The sequence below is a fragment of the Mycolicibacterium vinylchloridicum genome (genome assembly GCF_013404075.1).
Taxonomy (GTDB): Bacteria; Actinomycetota; Actinomycetes; order Mycobacteriales; family Mycobacteriaceae; genus Mycobacterium; species Mycobacterium vinylchloridicum.
Genome location: NZ_JACBJQ010000082.1, coordinates 1 through 19,041 on the forward strand (window position 1 = coordinate 1; position 19,041 = coordinate 19,041).

22 protein-coding genes are annotated in these 19,041 nt (G+C 67.3%); 11 read left to right on the forward strand and 11 right to left on the reverse strand.

The genetic code is table 11. The features are described from left to right. Positions 1-48: 48 nt before the first annotated feature. The 4 genes from HPC46_RS31620 to HPC46_RS31635 form a co-directional block, all read right to left on the reverse strand. Entirely contained in the window at positions 49-222 is a 174-nt protein-coding gene (locus HPC46_RS31620) for a hypothetical protein (protein ID WP_179476016.1), read from the reverse strand. An 85-nt stretch (positions 223-307) separates the two neighbouring features. Beyond that, the gene (locus tag HPC46_RS31625) at positions 308-808 is read right to left on the reverse strand and encodes a copper resistance CopC family protein (RefSeq protein ID WP_179476017.1); all 501 of its coding nucleotides are present in this window, start codon (positions 806-808) and stop codon (positions 308-310) included. Between the two features lie 5 nt (positions 809-813). After that, a complete protein-coding gene (locus HPC46_RS31630) occupies positions 814-1,524 on the reverse strand; it encodes a YcnI family copper-binding membrane protein (RefSeq protein WP_179476018.1) in 711 nt (236 codons plus the stop codon). Then, positions 1,524-2,180 (reverse strand): DUF6474 family protein, encoded by a 657-nt coding sequence (locus HPC46_RS31635; protein WP_005141988.1) that lies wholly within the window; start codon positions 2,178-2,180, stop codon positions 1,524-1,526. The genes HPC46_RS31630 and HPC46_RS31635 overlap by 1 nt, the downstream gene beginning before the upstream one ends. A 599-nt stretch (positions 2,181-2,779) precedes the next feature. On the opposite strand from HPC46_RS31635, the gene HPC46_RS31640 reads away from it, so the two are divergent. The 3 genes from HPC46_RS31640 to HPC46_RS31650 are packed head-to-tail and all read left to right on the forward strand — an operon-like array spanning position 2,780 to position 5,094. Beyond that, complete coding sequence (locus HPC46_RS31640) at positions 2,780-3,418, forward strand: hypothetical protein (protein ID WP_179476019.1); 639 nt, start codon at positions 2,780-2,782, stop codon at positions 3,416-3,418. 48 nt (positions 3,419-3,466) lie between these two features. Beyond that, positions 3,467-3,958, forward strand: coding sequence for an ImmA/IrrE family metallo-endopeptidase (locus HPC46_RS31645; protein ID WP_179476020.1), 492 nt, complete (start codon positions 3,467-3,469; stop codon positions 3,956-3,958). Then, complete coding sequence (locus tag HPC46_RS31650; RefSeq protein ID WP_179476021.1) at positions 3,955-5,094, forward strand: hypothetical protein; 1,140 nt, start codon at positions 3,955-3,957, stop codon at positions 5,092-5,094. The genes HPC46_RS31645 and HPC46_RS31650 overlap by 4 nt, the downstream gene beginning before the upstream one ends. 45 nt (positions 5,095-5,139) lie before the next feature. Here the strand turns inward: HPC46_RS31650 and HPC46_RS31655 are convergent, their stop codons facing one another. The 4 genes from HPC46_RS31655 to HPC46_RS31670 all read right to left on the reverse strand — a co-directional run bounded on the left by HPC46_RS31655 (position 5,140) and on the right by HPC46_RS31670 (position 7,770). Further along, a complete protein-coding gene (locus HPC46_RS31655; protein WP_005141983.1) occupies positions 5,140-5,538 on the reverse strand; it encodes a helix-turn-helix transcriptional regulator in 399 nt (132 codons plus the stop codon). A gap of 324 nt (positions 5,539-5,862) precedes the next feature. Beyond that, the gene (locus HPC46_RS31660; RefSeq protein WP_179476022.1) at positions 5,863-6,630 is read right to left on the reverse strand and encodes a TMEM165/GDT1 family protein; all 768 of its coding nucleotides are present in this window, start codon (positions 6,628-6,630) and stop codon (positions 5,863-5,865) included. A gap of 298 nt (positions 6,631-6,928) precedes the next feature. Continuing rightward, a complete protein-coding gene (locus tag HPC46_RS31665; protein ID WP_005141981.1) occupies positions 6,929-7,462 on the reverse strand; it encodes a hypothetical protein in 534 nt (177 codons plus the stop codon). Between the two features lie 149 nt (positions 7,463-7,611). After that, positions 7,612-7,770 (reverse strand): hypothetical protein, encoded by a 159-nt coding sequence (locus HPC46_RS31670; protein ID WP_179476023.1) that lies wholly within the window; start codon positions 7,768-7,770, stop codon positions 7,612-7,614. 520 nt (positions 7,771-8,290) lie between these two features. Between HPC46_RS31670 and HPC46_RS31675 the strand changes: the two genes are divergently transcribed. Both HPC46_RS31675 and HPC46_RS31680 read left to right on the forward strand, forming a co-directional pair. Next, positions 8,291-9,328, forward strand: a complete 1,038-nt coding sequence (locus HPC46_RS31675; protein ID WP_179476024.1) for a DUF4328 domain-containing protein — start codon at positions 8,291-8,293, stop codon at positions 9,326-9,328. Positions 9,329-9,332: 4 nt separating this feature from the next. After that, entirely contained in the window at positions 9,333-10,154 is an 822-nt protein-coding gene (locus HPC46_RS31680; protein ID WP_179476025.1) for a glycerophosphodiester phosphodiesterase, read from the forward strand. Here HPC46_RS31680 and HPC46_RS31685 read toward each other — a convergent pair. The 3 genes from HPC46_RS31685 to HPC46_RS31695 are packed head-to-tail and all read right to left on the reverse strand — an operon-like array spanning position 10,151 to position 12,959. Further along, positions 10,151-11,380, reverse strand: a complete 1,230-nt coding sequence (locus HPC46_RS31685) for an LCP family protein (protein WP_407665586.1) — start codon at positions 11,378-11,380, stop codon at positions 10,151-10,153. The two genes, HPC46_RS31680 and HPC46_RS31685, sit on opposite strands and share 4 nt — an antisense overlap. Positions 11,381-11,402: 22 nt before the next feature. Further along, on the reverse strand, positions 11,403-12,170 hold the full coding sequence (locus tag HPC46_RS31690) for a CPBP family intramembrane glutamic endopeptidase (protein ID WP_179476026.1): 768 nt from the start codon (positions 12,168-12,170) through the stop codon (positions 11,403-11,405). 18 nt (positions 12,171-12,188) lie between these two features. Beyond that, a complete protein-coding gene (locus HPC46_RS31695) occupies positions 12,189-12,959 on the reverse strand; it encodes a DUF2470 domain-containing protein (protein ID WP_179476027.1) in 771 nt (256 codons plus the stop codon). A 95-nt stretch (positions 12,960-13,054) separates the two neighbouring features. Here HPC46_RS31695 and pheA point away from each other — a divergent pair, with 95 nt between their 5' ends. The 6 genes from pheA (at position 13,055) to HPC46_RS31725 (ending at position 19,016) form a co-directional block, all read left to right on the forward strand. Further along, complete coding sequence (gene pheA, locus HPC46_RS31700; RefSeq protein ID WP_179476028.1) at positions 13,055-13,975, forward strand: prephenate dehydratase; 921 nt, start codon at positions 13,055-13,057, stop codon at positions 13,973-13,975. Then, positions 13,972-14,658, forward strand: a complete 687-nt coding sequence (locus HPC46_RS31705; RefSeq protein WP_179476029.1) for a histidine phosphatase family protein — start codon at positions 13,972-13,974, stop codon at positions 14,656-14,658. The genes pheA and HPC46_RS31705 overlap by 4 nt, the downstream gene beginning before the upstream one ends. A gap of 475 nt (positions 14,659-15,133) precedes the next feature. Further along, positions 15,134-15,334 carry a hypothetical protein gene (locus tag HPC46_RS31710; RefSeq protein ID WP_407665587.1) on the forward strand — a complete coding sequence of 67 codons (201 nt, stop codon included), beginning with the start codon at positions 15,134-15,136 and terminating at the stop codon, positions 15,332-15,334. A 42-nt stretch (positions 15,335-15,376) separates the two neighbouring features. Continuing rightward, complete coding sequence (locus tag HPC46_RS31715) at positions 15,377-16,987, forward strand: peptidase S53 (protein ID WP_179476031.1); 1,611 nt, start codon at positions 15,377-15,379, stop codon at positions 16,985-16,987. After that, positions 16,984-18,198, forward strand: a complete 1,215-nt coding sequence (locus tag HPC46_RS31720) for a zinc ribbon domain-containing protein (RefSeq protein WP_179476032.1) — start codon at positions 16,984-16,986, stop codon at positions 18,196-18,198. Before HPC46_RS31715 ends, HPC46_RS31720 begins: the two co-directional genes overlap by 4 nt. Continuing rightward, positions 18,195-19,016: a hypothetical protein gene (locus tag HPC46_RS31725; protein WP_325096852.1), complete on the forward strand. Its 822-nt coding sequence runs from the start codon at positions 18,195-18,197 to the stop codon at positions 19,014-19,016. The genes HPC46_RS31720 and HPC46_RS31725 overlap by 4 nt, the downstream gene beginning before the upstream one ends. The last annotated feature ends 25 nt before the right edge of the window (positions 19,017-19,041 follow it).

Consider the following 19,041-nt stretch of genomic DNA (forward strand, 5'->3'; position numbering starts at 1 on the left):
CCCCTGAGCAGGCCGCTGCCAAAAAGCAGCCGGCCAAAAAGGCTCCGGTCAAGAAAGCCGTGAAGAAGGCGCCGGCGCTTTCTTGGCCGGCGCCTTCTTCACGGCTTTCTTGACCGGAGCCTTTTTGGCCGGCTGCTTTTTGGCAGCGGCCTGCTCAGGGGGTGGCGGCCCCGGCGGCGTGGCGTCCTGGCCCTCGTCGGGCTGGTCCTGCGCTTCTGCCATCTGGTGCGCTCCTTTGCAATATCTGGTCGCGAACGCCGGCAATGGCACCCATCATGCCAGGCGGGGATCGGCCGTCCGGGCCTGCTCACGAGCGGCGTAGTCGCGACCAGATGATGCCGCTGCCGATCACCGCCACGGCGCCGACGACGAACGGCCAGACCGGCAGCGCCCGCTCGGGCGGGGCTGCCGAGGCCGAGGCCGAGGGACCGGGTGTGCCGTCGCCCGCCGCGGTCAGCGTGAACGACCAGGAGCCGGACACGACGTGGCCGTCGGCCGAGGTGACCCGGTAGTTCACGGTGTAGGTCCCGGCTGGGCCGAGTGGCCGCACCCCGACGCTGACCACGGCGCCCTGCACCTGCGGGGTGCCGTCGGACCAGAGATTCCCGTCGGGTCCCACGACGGTCATCGCGGCGAAGTCGTTGTGTAGCTGCTCGTTGAAGGTGGCACTGACCCGCGACGGCGCCGTGGCCAGTGACGAATCGGGCGCCGGGTCGGCGGCGATTCGCGTGGCGTGAGCCCAGGCAACCGCGGTTCCCGCGAGCGCCATGGTGGCGATCAGCAGCGCGGTGACGAGTAGGCGCCGCATTGTCGTCACGTCCGTCGGCGGGCCACCGCGACGCCGACGCCGATCGCGGCGACCAGCAGTGCACCGCCGGCCAGGGCGCGGGCGGTGTTGTCGGGGCCGGCCTTGGGTTCGGCGTGCTCACCGGACGTCGGTGCGGCGGTGACCGAAGGGGCCGTCGTCGGTGCCGGAGCGGCGGGCGCCGCGTGGCGTTCCTTGGCAGCCGGTGGGCCGGACGTCAGCGCCAACACCGGCGCGGGGAATTCGGGTTCCTCGCCGTTGGGCAGCGGCGGCTGGTCCCAGTGCACGACGGTGCCGTCGGCGTAGTTCTGGACAACCGGGAACGTCGCCGAATCGGCATCGGGCAGTTTGATCGAGATCGGGAACAGTTCGAACTGGCCAGCCCCGATTCCCGCGTTGGGTGTCGCGGTGAACGTGACCGATCGATAGGCGCCGTTCGAGGCGTCGCGGTCCAGGACAGCGGTCCAACCCGCCATCACGTCGGTGCTCGCCGACGCGACGTTGGGTAGCGATATGATGACTTGTGTTGTGGGAGAGCCCTTCTCAGACTCATTGGGCACCTGGAACGTCACCAGAGCATAGTCGCCGCGGGTGGCGTGATCGGCACTCACGTGGACATGAGCGCCTGCTGTCGCTGCGGTGAACCAGGAACCGAGAATGAGGGAGGTGGTGAGCGCGGCCGCCTTGAGGGCGTGCGCCGCCAGTCGGCGGTCGGTCATCAGAGCACGCCGAGGCGGGCCATCAGGTCGGCGTCGATACCGTCGAGCTGGCCGGCGATCGCGGCATGGGCGTCGCGCCGGCGCGGGCCCGGCATGTTCTCCGCGGCGGTGACAGCAGCCGAGAGTGCGGCCAGCCGTTCGGTCATCGCGGCGACGAACTGTTTGGTCTCGGCATCTTTGGGCTTCTTCTCGGCGACCACCCGCAGCGAGTTCTCCGCCCCTGCGATGCGCGCCGAAAGCTGGCCGCCGTGCCCCGAGAACTGACCGAGCTGGCTCAGCGGCACGCCCAGGCGATCGGCACGGCGCTCGTCGATGGCGCCGCGCGCCGCGATGGCGGCGCGGTAGGCGACGGGGACGACGACCGGGGCCAGCAGCCGGGACACCGTCAGCGCGCGCCGGATCCGGGTGGGGGACAGAAGTTTGCCCTCGCGGGCAGCCTTCAGTTGCGCTTCGGCAACCTTCACCGCAGCGCGGTCGGCGTCGCGCGCGACCTTCAACTGGGCCTTGATCGCCTTGTTCTCGGAGCGTTCGGCGGACTTGATGCGGCGCAGCTCGTTACGGGCCGAATGCTTGGCATCGGCCTTGGCGCGGGTCTTGATCGCCCGAGCCTCCGCGCGACGCGTCGCACGGCTTTTGCGCTTGGTGAACAGGCCCATTCCTGATGCCTCCCGAGTAGGTCGTCGGCGGTCGGCGAGGCACGCTCCCGACCGGGTCAGCTAACCCTATCGCCCAGCCCAAGGGGGACGATCACGACCTGGGGATATGCCACAATGATCTGCGAACCGTCCGATGCGGCGCCGGCTGCGCTGCTAACTCGAGGAACGTTGTGAACCGCTCGCCGATGAAGGCCACAGCGATTAGCTGGGTAATCACGTGCGGTTTGCTCTGCGGCGGTACCGGCATGCTCATGGCGGCACCGGCCGCTGCCGACCACGGCACGGTTGGTAACAGCCACGACGGACCGGGGTCCGACGGCGGTTCCGACAGCAACGATGCGCGTGATCGTGGCCGCCCCGGCGGGCATCGGCCGGGTGGACCGCGAAAGCCCCGCGGCACGGAGGTCGGCCCTGGCTCGACGCGGCCGGACAGCGGAGTCTTCGGTGGTCCACGCCGTCGTGGCGGGCTTCCGAGCGGTCACTGGCATCCCGGGCAGCCGGGGCACCACGACTGGCCCCATCACGGGTGGCCCGATGACGATTGGCCCGATGACGGTTGGCCGCACCATGGTTGGCCACTGCCACACTTCCCGCCGATCGTGCTTCCACCGCTTCCACCGCTTCCACCGCTTCCACCGCTTCCGCCGCTGCACTGGCCGCGGGCCGCGATCGGTGACGGCGTCGGGGTGGAAGGGGTCGCCCGCCCACCAAGCCTGAGCATCGGCCCAGCGCCGGAGGCTGTAGGTGGCGGCGGAGGCGGCGGTGGAATCGACTACCGGCCGCGGACGATTCCGCCGCCGAGCGAGCCTGCGCAGCCGGGGGAGGCACCGGTCGCCAGTGCCGAGAGCGGCACGGTCGGGCCGACGGGCTTTGAGCCACCGCCCATCACGATGCCCCCGTTGATCGGAGTGGCTCCGCCGGCGTTCCCCGCGCCGATGCGCCCGCTCGGCCCGGGTTCCGAACCCGGCCCGCGCACGGGTCCCGGCCGGGAATCCACGACCGGCCGCGAACGTCCGCCCGCCACGTCGTCAGGAGCGGGTACAGAAATGCCGGCGTCGACTAGGGTTGGCTATCCCAGATACCTCCAAGAGGCCAAGATGGGCGAGGTCGCGGCGCTGGCCCTCCCGGGTTTCGCCGGAATTCTCGCTCTCACCGCGCTCGGAGGCGTCGTCGGGTATCGCCAAGCACGAGCCGGCCACGTCGTGCGGACTGCAGGGACCACCCGGTTCATGCGGTGACGCGGTCCGCCGACCGCAGCCCAGTCGCCGACGGGGAAGGGGGATGAGATGTCGGCCAGCCGTCGGGTCACCACGGCAGTCAACGACGTCTTGGATCTGGCTCCCCGCCACGGTGAAATCTCCCTGACCCGGTTGGTCGCCGCCGTCAGCGAGGACCGCGACCGTCCGATCGAAGTCACCATGGCCGACCTGCCGGCCGGAGTCTGCGGTCAGTGGCGGCAGTATGCCGATCACGACGTCTTCCTGATTCAGCACGGGTTGCCGACCTGGGACCGCACCCTGGCCCACGAACTGGGCCACCTTGTGCTCGGGCACTACGGCATCCCGATCACCGAGGCCGCCCGCGATGTCGCGGAGCTGGCCAGCGACGACCTCATCGGGTACATGCTCAACCAACGCACCGGCTGCATGGGGCCCGGCGGGGAAGACGTCGAGCAGGAGGCCGAGGATTTCGCGGCGCTGCTGTTGTATCGGCTGGGCCGCTCGCCGTCGGACCGTTCCTCGATTGTGCAAGTTCGCCTCGGAGAGGCGTTTGGTTGATCGTTTGGTTGATCGCCGGTCTGCTGGGAATGGCCACCGGGCTGCGCATCGGGTGGGCGTTGGTCAACAAGCAGTCGGTGGTCAGCTCGGCGATGATCGTTGCGCTGGGCAGTCTGGCCTTGGTCGCCGCGCTGAACTGGCCGCCGTTGACACTGCTGATCGACAGCGCCCTGCACTGGTCGAACATCTCGATCGGGCTCAGCCAGGTGGCGCTCGTCTGGTGCGCGGCGGGCAGCTGCGTGATGATCACCAGCGTCGCGTCGACTCGTGGCCCTGCTGCCATTCGCCGGATCGCGGTGGTGCAGTATTCCGTCGCCGGGGTGATCAGTGTCGCCACCCTGGTGCTGTTCTTCTTGTCCGGTCAGCAGCCGGAGATGTCGCCCGAGGAGTACCTGCGGCGCAACCTCGGATCGGCGAACACCTCGCTGCCCTGGCTGCTGCCGTTGCTCTACGTGATGCTGGTCTTCACCTTGGTGTTGTGGGCGGGCATGCGCCACTCCAATCGGACCCGTCGCGGCCGGGCTTTGTTCGTCTTCACCCTCGGCATCGCGCTGCTGGTGGCCGCCACCGCGTTCTTCCTCATCCGGGCCGTCGGGACATCGCATCTCGTGGGTGTCGGCACCGCCGCGACGCTACTGGGTGCGGCGATGGCGATCGTCGCGGCCGGATCGCTGTTACCCGCGATCGAGGACTGGTTCGGCGGGCGACGTGAATTACGTCTTATCGAGCCACTGCTGACCGAATTGGAGCGGCGTCAACCCGATGTCGGGATCGGCGTGCGCCCCCGTGGCCCACTGGTCTTCCGAGTGGCAGAGCGGCTGTCGCTGATCTCCGACGCCTTGTACCTGGAAGCCACGATGGCTGAGCATTTGGCGGCCGGGGCGGCGGACGGCGCGGGCGTCGAGGTGCTTGCCGACGTAGACCGCACACGGGTCAGCCCGCACGCGCAGGCGATGGCGATCGCCAAGTGGATTCATGCCGGACGACGTACACCTCGGGTGGCGCGTCCGGCAGGGCAGGGGCAGTTCCCCGGAATGGGCTGTCTGGGTCAGCCCGAGACGTACTCGGACCGGGAATGGATCCTCGAGATCGCGCGGCAGTACCGCGAGCTGGAGCGCGAAGCCGCCGCGCGCTGACTGCGAATCCAACGTTGCCGAAACTCCTGTGGCAGGAGCGACGGGCTAATCGTCGAGGTGTTCCCGGCGGCGCAGCTCATCGACCTTGGAGACGATGTCCTGCTGGGCTTCGGGGGACAGGCCGACGGTCCGTGCGGCAATGCGGCGCACACCCTCGTCGCGCATGTTCGCCAACCAGGTCAGTTCCTTGTCGAGCTTCTCGTAGTACTCGTCGTCCGTGAAGTAGGACGGCTTGATCCGGAAGAAGTTGGCAAGCGCCGTCATCGTGGTGGACGACGGGTTGGTCCGGTTGCCTGAACGCAGCTGCGACAGGTACGGGGCGGACATGGTGATGCCTTCAGCCTTCAGCGCGGCGATCACTTCCGCAGAGGTATGAGGACCCCGGCCGGGCGGATACACCGTGTCGAACAGGCGATTCAGTCGGGCCGAGAACGTCGTGCTCATCTAGTTGACCTCCACATGCGAAAGAGCGGTCATTTCCGTTGGCTTATTTGCTGATCATCGTAGCGACACATCCGCTGACAACCAAGTGCAAACTACCCGATAATTGACGCGCGCGGACATTTTCGGCGTACCGGCAAACATTCGTCCGGGTATTTTCTCAGGTCAGCGCCTACTCCGAGCATGCGGTGAGGCAAAGAAACACAAGGTGAAAGGCATCTTGGCACAGCGGGCGTCTGATAATCGCCCACTCAAGAACCTGAGAGTACCCTGAGCAACCGAGGGTATCGAGCGCCTTCTCGGAAATCTACTTTGCTGTAAGCGCAGTTATGTCGAGCCGCCGGATGGCTTGGCTTCTCCCGCAGGGACCCGCGCCGGCTCATCCTTGGATGACTCGTCGGATGCCTGCGGAGCGCCGGTCCGAAGCACGGCCGGTCGAAGGCGGGTCGGCAGCGCGCGCAGTGCGGCGGCGGCCAGCAGCACGGTGGCAATCGAGACTCCGGCGATGACCATCCCGGGTGCCGTGGGAAACGCGCCATCGATCAGCATGGAGACGCCGAACACCAGGAAGAGGGCCGCAGCGGCCAGCTGGATCAACCGCTCCGGCAGATGCTTGCCTGCCAACGCACCAACTCCGATGGCCAGTGCATCCGCGGCGACCATGCCGATGGTGGACCCGATCCACACCCCGACCCAGTCGTTGTCGGCGGCCAGGGTGATGGTGGCAAGCATGGTCTTGTCGCCGAGTTCGGCGAGCAGAAAAGCGGAGGTCACGGCGAAGAAGGCCGGTGCGGTGGTGCGCTGGGCCCGGGTGGCCTCGTCGTCGGAGAGCTTGTCTCCCCGCAGCGTCCACAGTCCGAACGCGACGAAGGCCACGCCCGCGAGGATCCCGAGTAGATGGGTGGGCAGCGCGGCACCGAGATAGTGGCCGACGGCCACGGAGATCAGGTGCACTGCCGTCGTCGCGACCGTGATTCCAGTGAGCACGACCCACCAGCGATGGCGCAGCGCGAACGTCATGGCCATCAGCTGTGATTTGTCGCCCAACTCGGCGACGAAGATGACGGCGAAACTCAGGATCAATGCGGAGAGCACCCAGAACTCCTCGTTCGGGTGGCTGTCGTCAGGGGCGGTACAGATGCCTCCGGCCGGCAACCACTAACGGTTTTGCGGCCGAAGGTCTCGCCCACCGGCTTGGCCGGCCGGACAACCGGGCCCGGAGAATTACTGGGCCAGTATGTCGATTTGTCCGATTGGGGGCTACTCCCCTTCGCTGATGCCAACTGTACGGGCACCGCTGCGGTGCGCGCAACTCATGTCGGCGAAAACCCAACCGCAGCAATAAATTTGGGCACCATGCAAGAAAAGTTCGGGTACCCACAAACTGTGCTGGCTAGGCGGCGAGCAGCATCGCCAGGATTGCGGTGTCGGGGTGGCTGATCGGGTCCACGCCGACTCGGCTCACCATGCTGGTGATGGTTCCGTCGGATTCGGCTTCGACCCAGGCGGCGCGGTGTTCCAGGCCCAGATGCGGAAGACCGGGCAGTAGAACGCAACCCGATGCGGCTCCGGAGCATTCCGGAAGTGAGGGCGTGGTCTCCGAAGGCGGGTGCAGCATCAACAGCGCCGGTGGCTGACGCTCAGCGAAATGACCTGGGGGAACAGCGGATTCGCCTACCACCGTGCCTTCGGCGAGGACCAGGCCGACTGTGCCCGGCTGCGGCCTGTCGGGAAGTTCCTCTCGGACACCGAAAATGGTTGTGGTGGAAAGCAATCCAGGTAGTGATGCGACGCGGACCGCCACGATGAGCAGTTGTGCCCACTCCTTCGTCGAGTTCGGCCAGCGGCCCGAGACGACGAAGCCCTTCAGGGCGCCACGAGAGTGAAAGGGGGCGACTTCGACCGCACCCCCGGAACCAGTTTCCATCTCGCCTCCGCGACACGAGGTGTATCAGTGCGACTCGACAGTGGGTCGGTTCGATTCAGGATGCGGCACGCAGCGCATGGCACGCAAGACGACACGAGTGCCAATGGGGAATGGGTTCGGCCGTGGGCCGGTCGACGACGGGGTGAGACTCAGAACAAAACGATGACGGCGAGGATGCCGAGCAGGACCAGAGCGATGACGCCGGCGCGCAGTGCTGCCAGCATGTATGAGCGGTTACAGGTCGCCGAGGAGACTTGCCAATGCGACGGCTGAGACGCGGACCGCGCCCGGAATGATTGAGATGCCATCACACCGTCCTGACCTGCATGTTCAACTACCGCCCCCAGTGAAATCAATCACAGAGTCTTCTGTGAGCGCGATCATAACCCCTTCTGTACCCCGTGGAAAATCGGCTCAACCACGGCGTCTGATCCCTGGCACACGACTTTGGTTTGTCGACCGTGAAACGGGGTATCCAAGATCACAATTGACTTCGACCGTGTCGGCGTGTCGTTCGGCGCGTCGCGGCGCGCGTTCCGACGGTTAGCGAGGCAACCGATTTCGCTCGCTCGTCACGAACTTGTTGATCAGGCCGCCCCGAGCCGGTCCGGTTATCCACAGATACTGCCTGTCTTCATGGCGAGATGGTGCGCTCAATGCCCATTCACCGGCGCAGACGCCTGTGGATAAACCTGTGGAAACTGTGGATAGTCCAGTCATTGCTGCACGTCCCCGACCATCGAAGATGCACTGCGTGCCACAATCGGCATACTCGGGAGGCCCGTCGCGGCACTCCAGACCACGGTTCTGCTCGCTAGGCTGGTCCGCGTGATTCAGGTGTGCTCCCAGTGTGGGACGCGGTGGAACGTGCGCGACCGCCAGCGCAGCTGGTGCCCCCGTTGCAACGGCGCCCTGATGGCTCCGGTCAATCCACCCGATCCGCGCTGGAGCCCCGGTGCGACGAGCCACCCACCATCCAGGCCGCCTGCACCGCAGCGCGGTGCACCGCGACTGCCCTCGGGATTCCGCTGGATCGCCGTCAGGCCTGGCCCGCCGCCTCCGGCACGCCGCCGCCGTCGGCCCCTCGGACCGACGCCCCGCTACACCTACATTCCGCGTTGGGGACTTGCCGACCATGTCATGCCGGTGGCGACGGGCGACGACGGCGCTGTGAAAAAAGGGCCCGCGGCCGTCACCGTCCGCGCAGCCCTGCTGTCGGCGGTCACCATCTTCGGTCTGGCCGCGGCCATCCATATCGTTCGCTACGTGCTGTTGTTGATCAACCGCACCTCGCTGCTGCCGCCACTGGTCGCCGGCGCGGCGCTGTGGCTCGGCGTGTTGGTCAGTCTGGCAGCGATCGTGGCGGTGATCCTGACCGCCGTCGTCACCACGTCATGGTTGATCGCACGCCGCGCCGCGGTCTATCAACACCTCGGGCAGGACGACCCGCGGCCCGCGTGGGCGTTGTGGGCCGGCTGCCTGGTGCCGGTCGCCAACTTGGTGTGGGCACCGGTGTACCTCATCGAACTCGCCCACGCCGAACAGACACAGGCTCGCCTGCGCGGACCGATCGCGGCGTGGTGGATCGCGTGGATCTTGTCGACCGCCGTCTCGATCTTCAGCATCGCCACGAGCTTCACGACCAAACCGCAGGGGATCGCCGACAACACCGTGACGGCGATCGTCGCCTATCTCCTGGGCGCCGGTGTGCTGGTCCTGTTGTGGCAGGTGTTCGACGCCTTCGTGCGTAAGCCCGTCGAACGGCCGCTGCACCGCTGGGTGATGGTCGGAGCCGAACAACCCAAGCCCGCCGCGCCCGAATCGCCGCCAGCGGTTGAGACCGACCAACAGGAACCGGCAGCATAGGCGTATGCAATCGGCCGGCGAACCGCTTGGCGGGCACCCCTTCGTGGTTGCCCACCGGGGCGCTTCGGCCGAGCGCCCCGAGCACACGCTCGCCGCGTACGAGCTCGCGCTGGCCGAAGGTGCCGACGGCGTCGAGTGCGACGTTCGGCTGACCCGCGACGGGCACCTCGTCTGTGTGCACGACCGGAAGGTCGACCGCACATCGACCGGTACGGGTCTGGTGAGCGAGATGACGCTGGCCGAACTCAAACGGCTTGATTGGGGGGCATGGCACGGCAGCGCGCGCTCCGAGGATCCACCGACCGGCACCGGCCTGCTCACCCTCGACGATCTGGTCCGCCTGGTGCTGGACTGGAACCGGCCGGTCAAAATGTTCATCGAGACCAAGCACCCGGTCCGCTATGGCGGGCTGGTGGAGAACAAAGTGCTGGCCCTGCTGCATCGCTATGGCATCGCCGCGCCGGCCTCGGCGGACCTGTCCCGAGCCGTCGTGATGTCGTTCTCTGCCGCGGCGGTCTGGCGGATCCGCCGCGCGGCTCCGCTGCTACCGACCGTGCTGCTCGGCGAGACGTCGCGGTATCTGGGTGGGAGTGCCGCCACGACGGTGGGGGCGACGGCCGTGGGGCCGTCGATCACCACCCTGCGCGAGCATCCCGAGCTCGTCGACCGGGCCGCCGCCCAGGGCCGCGCCATGTATTGCTGGACCGTCGACCACTACGAGGACGTCGGCTACTGCCGTGATCTGGGGGTCGGCTGGATCGCCACCAACCATCCGGGCCGGACCAAGGCCTGGCTGCAGAACCCGTTGGCCGTCCAAGGCGATTAGGGCTGCGCGTCGAGCACCTGCTGCGGGATCGCCGAGTCGGTGCGCAGCGCCCCGAACAGTTGATCTGCCGCGTCGGCATCCCATACGACCACCGAGCCGGACTCGTTTCCGGTGAACTCGCCGATCGGCACCGTGATGGCGATGGTCGAGCTGTGCAGCGCCCAGCCCAGCATGGCCAGGTCCCAGACGTGGTCGTCGGTGTCAACGGTCAACGACCCGACGGCGGCATGCGGCACTGAGTACCAGCGCCACGGATTGAGCCACACCGCGGGACTGCTGGCCTTGTGCATCACCGCTGCCATGAACTCGCGCTGGTGCACCATCCGGTCCAGGTCGGCGCGCGGGGTGGCGCGGGATCGCACGTAGCCCAATGAGTTACGCCCGTCGAGGGTCTGGCACCCCGCGGGAATGTTGATCCCGGCCAGCGGATCGTCGATCGGGTCGGCGGGGCAGACCTGGATACCCCCGAGCGCGTCGACCACCACCGCGAAGCCGTCGAAGCCCACCTCGGCATAGTGGTCGAGGTGAAGGCCTGTCGCCTGCTCGACGGTTTGGGCCAGTAGCGGCGCACCGCCTTCGGAGAATGCGGCGTTGATCTTGTCCCTGCCGTAGCCGGGGATGTCCACGTAGGAGTCGCGGGGGATCGAGACCATCGTGGTGGGTGTGCTGGACCCGAGCGCTGGGATGTGGACGACCAGGATGGTGTCGGTTCGCCCGTTCCCCAGATCACCGCCGGTGGTCAGTTCGGCTTGCTGTTCCGGGGTCAGGCCGGCCCTGCTGTCGGAACCGACGAGCAGCCATGTGGTGCCCGCACCAGGCGCCGGCCGGTCGGTGTAGTCGAACACCGCGACCCGGCGAAGACTTGTGTCGATCCAGACCGCGCCACCGATGAGTCCGCCGGCGGCAAGGAGGAAGATCAGCACAAGTGTGACGAAAATCCTTCGGCCCCAGCGCTTTTTACGCTTCGGGCGCGGGGGCGCGATTGGTGCAGGTGCGGGCGGACGAGCCGTGGGCGGTGGCGCAGGCGGTGGCGGCCGGCGTGGTGGCGGCGCTTGCCTGGGTGGCGGGGGAACCGGTGCCCGCGGTGGGGTTGGCGGTGGCCGTCGACCCGGATCGCGCCGAATCACTTGGGAGGGCTCACTTCGCGGTATCCGCTCGGTGGGCGGCGCGGGGCGCGGTATCCGCTCGGTCGGCGGATCCGCTCGCGGCGGCCAGTCCTCGCTCACCAGGTCAATTTACGTGCCCGGCTCACTTGAGCCAGCCAAGATGACCGGCGAGTGCGATGTAGCCGACGAACGCGACCGTGTCGATGACGCCGTGGGCGATCACCAGTGGCCACAACCGGCCGGTCCGGCACCAGGCGTACCCGAAAACCAGGCCCATCACGAGATTGCCCAGTCCTGCCCCGAAGCCCTGATAGAGGTGGTACGTCCCGCGCAGCACGCTGGAGATCAGGATCGCCCGGTTCTGAGTCAGGCCCAGCTGTTTGAGCCTGGTTATCAGGTAGCCGACGACCACGACTTCCTCGGCGAAGCCGTTGGCGAACGCCGACAGGATAAGCACCGGGATGCGCCACCATGACGCGTGTAGCGCCGCCGGCTCCACCTCGGCGTTCATCCCCAGCCAGCGGCCCGCCATGTACAGCAGCAGCCCGGGGATGCCGATCAGCGCGGCCAGGCCGAGTCCGCCGAGCACATCGCTACGCCAGCGCACGCGTCCCAGCCCGAGCCGATCGGGCGTGATCCCGCTGCGCCACAACAGGTAGAGGCCGAGCATGCCCCATGCCACCAACTGGGCGACCGACGTCAAGTTCAGGCCGAGGTTGATCAGGTCATAGCGGGACAGGTTGGGGTTCAACCGAACTCGCTGCCCGGCGAGCCCGGACAGCACCGCGTCGAACAGCTTCAGCATCGCGATGACGGCGCTGACGCCGAAGGTGACGGCGAGCATGACGCCGATTTCGATGCGCAGTCCGCGCCGGTCGGTGGCGAGGAATTCGTCGCGTGGCGCGCTCACCCCGTCACGGTAACGGCCCTACATCTTGCGTGCGCGCAGCCCGTTCACGAACGGGCAACCCATGAGCAGCCGGATGGCCCGGCCCAGACCGGGGACGTCCTTCACCGGCTCCCCGAAGGGGAGGCGGACGTCGTGGTCGCCGTCGGTGCCTTCGACGCGCAGTCGCACGCCGTAGCGATCCAGACCCAGCGGGCGGACCCGGCCACGCCGCAGCGGCGCAGGCAGCTTGCCGGCCAGCCGGGCAAGTACCTCGGGATGGTCGCTGTCGAGGTGGCACAGCCATGCCGACTCGAACTCGCAGAACGGGTCGGGCTCGGCGGACATCAGATCATGCAGTCCGACGGTCTCGGCGCCTGCGGCGTCGGCGACGACCACCGACTCCACCTCGAGGAGCAGTAGGACCTGCCCAGACCCGATGTCGAGCAGTGCGGGGTTGGGATGGTCGGCGGCGATCATGTCGACCATGGCGCGAACGGCGTGCCCGGGCACGCTCTGCACCCGGCCGCGGATCCACACCAGCGAGCGCACCGGCTCGCGCAACGGCAGCGGGGCGAAGTCAGTGAGCTCGAGCACCGCCGCGACACCGTCGGTACCGGCCGCGCAGGCACGCACGGCCAGCGCGGATTGAATGGGCAGGCTCACCGCGAACGAACCACCGGGCAGCAGGTGGTGAATGGGCGTGGTGGCCGGGGCGACGTCGTCGGCGACCAGCATCGCCCCGGCAGCGCGCGCACAAGCGCTGCGGACGCGTTCGGCGGTGGACGGCGTAGTGAGCGTCGCTGAGGTCATCGCGCACCTTCCAGTTAGTGAGGTAAGCCTAAGTTAACTACCGAGGTGTGGTCGCGCAAGGCTTCCCTCCGCGGCCGACCCGATAGGGTTGGAGCGTGGCCCGCATCGCCTACCTCGGTCCCGAGGGCACGTTCACCGAAGCGGCACTTCTCAGGATGTCCGCTTCCGGTGTGATTCCGGGTGGCGGTGGCGCGGAACCCAAGCCGACGGATAGCACTCCGGCCGCACTGGCGGCCGTGCGTGACGGCGTGGCCGATTTCGCGTGCGTACCGATCGAGAACTCGATAGAAGGCAGCGTCTTGCCGACCCTGGACAGCCTGGCCAACGGCTCTCCGCTGCAGATTTACGCCGAACTGACCTTGGACGTCGCCTTCAGCATCGTGGTGTGCGACGGCCGCGACCGGGACTCGGTGCGCACGGTCGCGGCTTTTCCCGTCGCCGCCGCGCAAGTCCGCAGGTGGTTGGCCCAGCATCTACCGGACGCCGCCCTCGTCCCGGCCAATTCGAATGCAGCGGCCGCCCAAGAGGTGGCCGCCGGACGCGCCGACGCCGGGGTCAGCACGGCGCTGGCCGCGCAACGCTACGAGCTGGCCACCCTGGCCGACGGCGTCGTCGACGAACCCAATGCCAGGACTCGGTTCGTGCTTGTCGGACGTCCTGGACCGCCACCCGCGCGCACCGGAGCAGACCGCACCTCGGTGGTGCTGCGGATCGCCAACACCCCGGGTGCGCTGGTGTCGGCGATGACCGAATTCGGCATCCGCGACATCGACCTGACCCGCATCGAGTCCCGGCCCACCCGCGTCGAGCTGGGTACGTACGTCTTCTTCCTGGATTGTGTTGGCCACCTCGACGACAGTGCGGTCGCCGAGGCGCTCAAGGCATTGCATCGGCGCTGTGCCGACGTTCGCTACCTCGGCTCGTGGCCGACTGAATCGGCGACCGGCGCGACCCCGCCGCAACTCGACGAGGCCGACCGATGGCTGGCCCGACTTCGTGAGGGCGATCCGGCATGAGTGGACGGCTGATCCTGCTTCGGCACGGGCAATCGCACGGCAACGTCGAGCGCCGCATCGACACCCGTCCGCCCGGTGCCGACCTCACCGACCTGGGCCGGGAACAGGCGCGCGATTTCGCCCTGGCTCGCAGCCGCCCCCCCGGCCTATTGGTCCACTCGATCGCCCGGCGGGCGGCACAGACCGCGGCCGAGATCGCCACCCAGCTGCGGCTGTCCGCCGAGGAGTTCGACGGCATCCACGAGGTGCAGGCCGGCGAACTCGAGAATCGCAACGACGACGATGCGATCGCCGAGTTCAACGCGATCTACCAGCGCTGGCACGAAGGCGAGCTGACGGTCCCGATGCCCGGTGGCGAAAGTGCCAGCGACGTCCTGGACCGTTACCTGCCGGTGATCACCGATCTGCGTCTGCGCTATCTGGACGACCACGCCTGGGCCGAGGACATCGTCGTGGTCAGCCACGGTGCGGCGATCCGGTTGATCGCGGCCACGCTGGCCGGGGTGGAGAGCAGTTTCGTCCTCGATCACCATCTGGCCAACACCGAGTCGGTGGTGCTGTCGCCGATCACCGACGGCCGCTGGAGCTGCGTGCAGTGGGGAGCGCTCAGCCCGCCGTTCTATCCCGAGCCCGACGTGCACGCGATAAAGGATGCGCTGGAATCGTCCGATCCCATGGGCTGACAGAAATTACCCGGCCAACCGATCCGATGTTTGCTGAAAGCAGGCGCACCCAACCGTGTCGCAATCTATGACGAAAGTATGAAAAACCAGTTCGGGAGTTTCGCAGTCGTCCTCGGTGCACTCGCCGCGCCCCGCGGCGTGAAGGATCAGCGTACCGTGACAATGTCCCAGGCCAGCGGCGCATTCTCGGCAGCTTTGTACCATAGTTCGTTCATAACATTTCGGCCTTTCGAAGCGCTGTTGCCACGCGGGGGCGGAGCAAGGCATTTTCGCCCGTAGCAAAAGTTGCTATGCAATAGCTGGTGCGGTGAGATATCTTGGGTGTCCTCGGCCCTTCGGGGGTGGGCTGGTTTACCGCCGGGCCAGCCAGCGACGCTTCAACCAATCCCGGCTTGAGAAGTAAGGACTGAACATGATGTCAGGTCGTTTGACTCGGCAGATTGCTCTTTGTGCTGGCGGGCTCGCGATCGTCGGCATGGGCACCCTGACCGCTTGCGGTAAGGACAAGGAGAAGGCTCCGGAGAGCACCACGCCGACCACGACGACGAGCGCGCCCGCGCCGTCGCCCACGGAGAAGGCGGTGTCGCCTGGCGGCCCCAACTCCTTCACGCCCACTGTCAAGGCACCGCCGGCGCCCACCGCGCTGCCCGGCAACGTCGTCACCGGCGGCAACTGAGCCGCGCGGTCTGCACCCGTCCACAGCCACCCTCCGCCGACAGTGATCGGGGTACAACGCCTTCGCGCGCTGTCCGTGGTGGGGCTGGTGGGTGTGCTGACCGCAGCCGCAGTACTGGTCGCTGATCTCCACCGGTCTTCGGCACCCGCCGATTCCGGGGTGATCAGCGGCCCGTACGCGTCTCTACTCGCCAGTTCCGTCGACCTTGGTCCGGCACAAACCGACCACATTCAGTTGACCGCGGCGCTGCGCGACGGTTCTCGCCCAGACCTTCTGATGGGATGGGCTGTCCAACAGAATCTTTCGGTGCGCTGGCGCCCCGGCGACAGCTGGGCGATCCTGGAGGGTGCGCCCGATGCGGTGTCCGGCGCCTTCGATGTAGACGTCCATGACTATCGCGGCAAGCGCGGCCAGGTCTTCTACGCCTCGCCCCAGCAGCCGGCCGTTCCGCAATCGCTCAACGTCGAAGTGGCCGGGCTCGGCCGCATCCTCGGCTACACGCCGCACCGCGAGTCGAAGGTGTGGATGCACCCCCTCGAGGTGCCCGACCAAGGGTTGAACCCGGCCGCGCTGCTGCGCACCTACAACGCGCTTCCGTTGCACGAAAAGGGCTACACCGGCAAGGGCATCACCGTCGTCGTGTTCGCCTTCGACGGATTCGACCAAGCCGACCTCGACACCTTCGCCTCCAGTTTCAACCTTCCGAAATTCACCCCGGATGTCGTCGGCGGCATGCCGACGGCCCGCCGCGGCGAGGCGACCATGGACCTCGAGGCGGTCCACGCGATCGCGCCCGACGCCAAAAAGGTGTTGGTCAACGCGCGCTCCACCGTGGAGGGCGACGGGTCGTACGAGAAGATCGCGAAGCTGATGGAGGACACCGAAAAGAGCTATCCGGGCGCGGTGTGGAGCTTTTCGATCGGCTGGGGTTGCGACAAACTGATCACCGCCGCCGATCTGGTGCCCGTGCGAGCGGCGCTGGTCTCGGCGCACCGCACGGGCACGACGGCGTTCGACGCCAGCGGTGACCTGGCCGGCCTCGACTGCAAGGGCGGCGACGAATGGTCCTCGCCGCCCAGTGATAACGACGTCGGCCTGGACGCGGTGGCCTCGATGCCGGAGATGGTCGACGTGGGCGGCACCACGGTGTCCACCGATGACAAGGGTGACTGGCTGGCCGAGCAATCCTGGTTCGACCCGCCGCTGTCCCAGGGCACTGGCGGCGGGGTGTCGAATCTTTACGAGCGTCCGGATTGGCAACGGGGCCTCGATGTGCCCAACGGGGAGGGTAAACGCCTCACCCCGGATATCGCTGCCGTCGCCGACCCGTTCACCGGGGTGCAGATCGTGTTCAATCAGCAGCTGATCATCGGCGGCGGGACGTCGCTGTCCGCACCCATCTGGGCCGGACTGACCGCGTTGATGAATCAGTACGTCGTCGACAAGGGTGGGTCGCTCATCGGCGATCTGAACCCGATCCTGTACACCATCGCCGAGGGCACCCCGCTGCCCGCGTTCCGCGATGTCGTCCTCGGCGGCAACGCCGTGGCCAACGCCGGTCCGGGCTATGACCTGGTGACCGGGCTGGGTACGCCGAATGTCGAGAACCTCGCGCAGAATATTCTTGTGACCCAGAAAGTGGTCGACCGATGACCGTCCCGGATGACGACGACGAAGTACCCACGATGGAATGCGGGGTCTGCCAGATCGACGTCCCGGCCGGAGCGTTCTGTGGCTATTGCGGTGCGCATCTGGCATCGGAGGAGAAGCCCGGTCCGCGCTGGTTGCGAAAGCTGCGCGGTGACACCTTCGGCGCATCGCCAGGCGAGGGCGTACTGCGGCCCGCGATCGCCAGCTCGCTGTTCCCCCATCTGCCTGCGCAGTCGCGCACCCCGTTCCGGGTGGGGCTGGCGCTAATTCTCATCGGACTTGTCCTGTTCGCCGTCGTCAAGATGCCGGCCGCGCTGATCACGGTCGCCGCGCTGGGCCTGCCGCTGCTGTTCGTGCTCTACCTGAGCGAGTCGGCCGTCTACCGCGATATGTCGGCGTGGTCGATGGTGTTGGCCGGCACGCTGGGCGCGGCTCTCGGCGTGGGCTGGGTGCTGTTGACCGGCCAGATGGTCGCGAAAGCCTATGGCGTTCCGATGGCCGCCGGCCTGGCCATTCACCACCTCATGCGCGAGGGCATCATGATCCCCGCCGGTGGCATGATCCTCATGCTGGTGCCGACCGTTCTCGTGCGCCTGCTGCGGCCCACATCGCGAGAATCGTTGGACGGCTTCGTAATCGGTGCCCTGGCGGCGCTGATGTTCGCCGCTGGGGCGACGTTGACGCGGCTGGCGCCACAATTCGCCACCGGACTGCTGGTGCACAGCCGCCCGTTCCTCAGCCTGCTGGTCGAGGCCATCCTGTGCGGTGTGACGATTCCGCTGACCGCGGCCGTGGGAGGCGGGATGGTCGGTGTCGCGCTGTGGTTCAAGGGGCAGGACTCCAATCCGCATGAGCATCCCGGCCGAATTCGCGCGGTGCTGTGGGTGCTGGCCATCGTGGTGGTGCTGATCCACACCGGGGGTGCGGTCACCGACATCATGGGGATGCCGCAATTGCGGATGCTCGCGGTCCACGTCGTGATGACACTCGTCGTGCTGGTACTGCTGCGGATCGCCCTGCAACTCGCGCTCATGCACGAGGCACCCGATCCGATCGAGCGGGACGAGCCGCTGCTCTGCATCCACTGTCATCATGTCGTGCCCGATATGGCGTTCTGCCCGGCCTGCGGCGTGGCGACTCGGGCGTCGTCGCGCGCGTCACGGAATGAGCGCCGCGAGGCGCGGCCGGTGCGGGTCGCCGCGGAGGGGTCGTGACCACACCCTCGGCTGCCTCCGACACGGAGCAGTTCCCGGGCTACGCCCTGCCGCGGGGAAACTACGCCGTCCCCGAGGTTGGTCGCCGCGTCCGATTCCGCCGCACCCTCGGATTCTGGGTGGCCGGAATCGTCGTCGTCGCACTGACATTGGTCGGGGTGTCACTCATGGTGACGAAGAAGGCACCGCGCTACATGTGCCCACCGGAATGCGGTGCCCCGCCGATGGGCACACCCGTGACGGGTCTGCCCCGGTTCACCGCGGCCGACGGGTCGTTCTCGGTGTCCTATCCCGCACCGGGCTCGGCCTATGAGATCGAGACCAAGGACAACGGCGTGACCGCGAAGTTCACCGGTGGTGATACCGGTGTCCTGCAGCTGTTCTCGGAACCCGCCAGAGGTCGCAGCGCGCAGACGATCGCCCGCGACCTGTTGAAGCAGAAGTTCCCCGACGCCAAGATCGCGTACGAGATCCCCAACGCGATGGTCGGCTATCAGCCCGGTTACGGAGAGGTGGCCGACTCGTGGCCACAGGGCACCAGCAACAGCTACATCCGCATTCGCACCGTATTGTTGGTCTCGGTCAAGAACGACCTCGCACTGGTGGCCGGTGCAGTCGGCCCCTATCACGCATTCGGCCCGGATTTCGGTCCCGGTCTGCCATCGGGTGCCAACGTGCAAATCGCTCAGGACATGGGCAAGTATGTCAACAGCTTCGGTCAAGTCCAGGGGCGTGGTGTACGACGTCGTCGTGTGATTCTTCGATGTGATGGTTCAGGCGGTCAGTGCCGCGGGGGTGGCCTCCTGTTCGGTCGGTGAGCTCTGATCGGCTCGGGATTTGCTG

What these genes read in the sequence shown, in the direction of transcription:
- HPC46_RS31620 (WP_179476016.1), bottom strand. Translation starts at nt 222, where the DNA reads ATGGCAGAAGCGCAGGACCAGCCCGACGAGGGCCAGGACGCCACGCCG.
- HPC46_RS31625 (WP_179476017.1), bottom strand. Translation starts at nt 808, where the DNA reads ATGCGGCGCCTACTCGTCACCGCGCTGCTGATCGCCACCATGGCGCTC.
- HPC46_RS31630 (WP_179476018.1), bottom strand. Translation starts at nt 1,524, where the DNA reads ATGACCGACCGCCGACTGGCGGCGCACGCCCTCAAGGCGGCCGCGCTC.
- HPC46_RS31635 (WP_005141988.1), bottom strand. Translation starts at nt 2,180, where the DNA reads ATGGGCCTGTTCACCAAGCGCAAAAGCCGTGCGACGCGTCGCGCGGAG.
- HPC46_RS31645 (WP_179476020.1), top strand. Translation starts at nt 3,467, where the DNA reads ATGTCGGCCAGCCGTCGGGTCACCACGGCAGTCAACGACGTCTTGGAT.
- HPC46_RS31655 (WP_005141983.1), bottom strand. Translation starts at nt 5,538, where the DNA reads ATGAGCACGACGTTCTCGGCCCGACTGAATCGCCTGTTCGACACGGTG.
- HPC46_RS31665 (WP_005141981.1), bottom strand. Translation starts at nt 7,462, where the DNA reads ATGGAAACTGGTTCCGGGGGTGCGGTCGAAGTCGCCCCCTTTCACTCT.
- HPC46_RS31670 (WP_179476023.1), bottom strand. Translation starts at nt 7,770, where the DNA reads ATGGCATCTCAATCATTCCGGGCGCGGTCCGCGTCTCAGCCGTCGCAT.
- HPC46_RS31680 (WP_179476025.1), top strand. Translation starts at nt 9,333, where the DNA reads ATGCAATCGGCCGGCGAACCGCTTGGCGGGCACCCCTTCGTGGTTGCC.
- HPC46_RS31695 (WP_179476027.1), bottom strand. Translation starts at nt 12,959, where the DNA reads ATGACCTCAGCGACGCTCACTACGCCGTCCACCGCCGAACGCGTCCGC.
- HPC46_RS31705 (WP_179476029.1), top strand. Translation starts at nt 13,972, where the DNA reads ATGAGTGGACGGCTGATCCTGCTTCGGCACGGGCAATCGCACGGCAAC.
- HPC46_RS31710 (WP_407665587.1), top strand. Translation starts at nt 15,134, where the DNA reads ATGGGCACCCTGACCGCTTGCGGTAAGGACAAGGAGAAGGCTCCGGAG.
- HPC46_RS31720 (WP_179476032.1), top strand. Translation starts at nt 16,984, where the DNA reads ATGACCGTCCCGGATGACGACGACGAAGTACCCACGATGGAATGCGGG.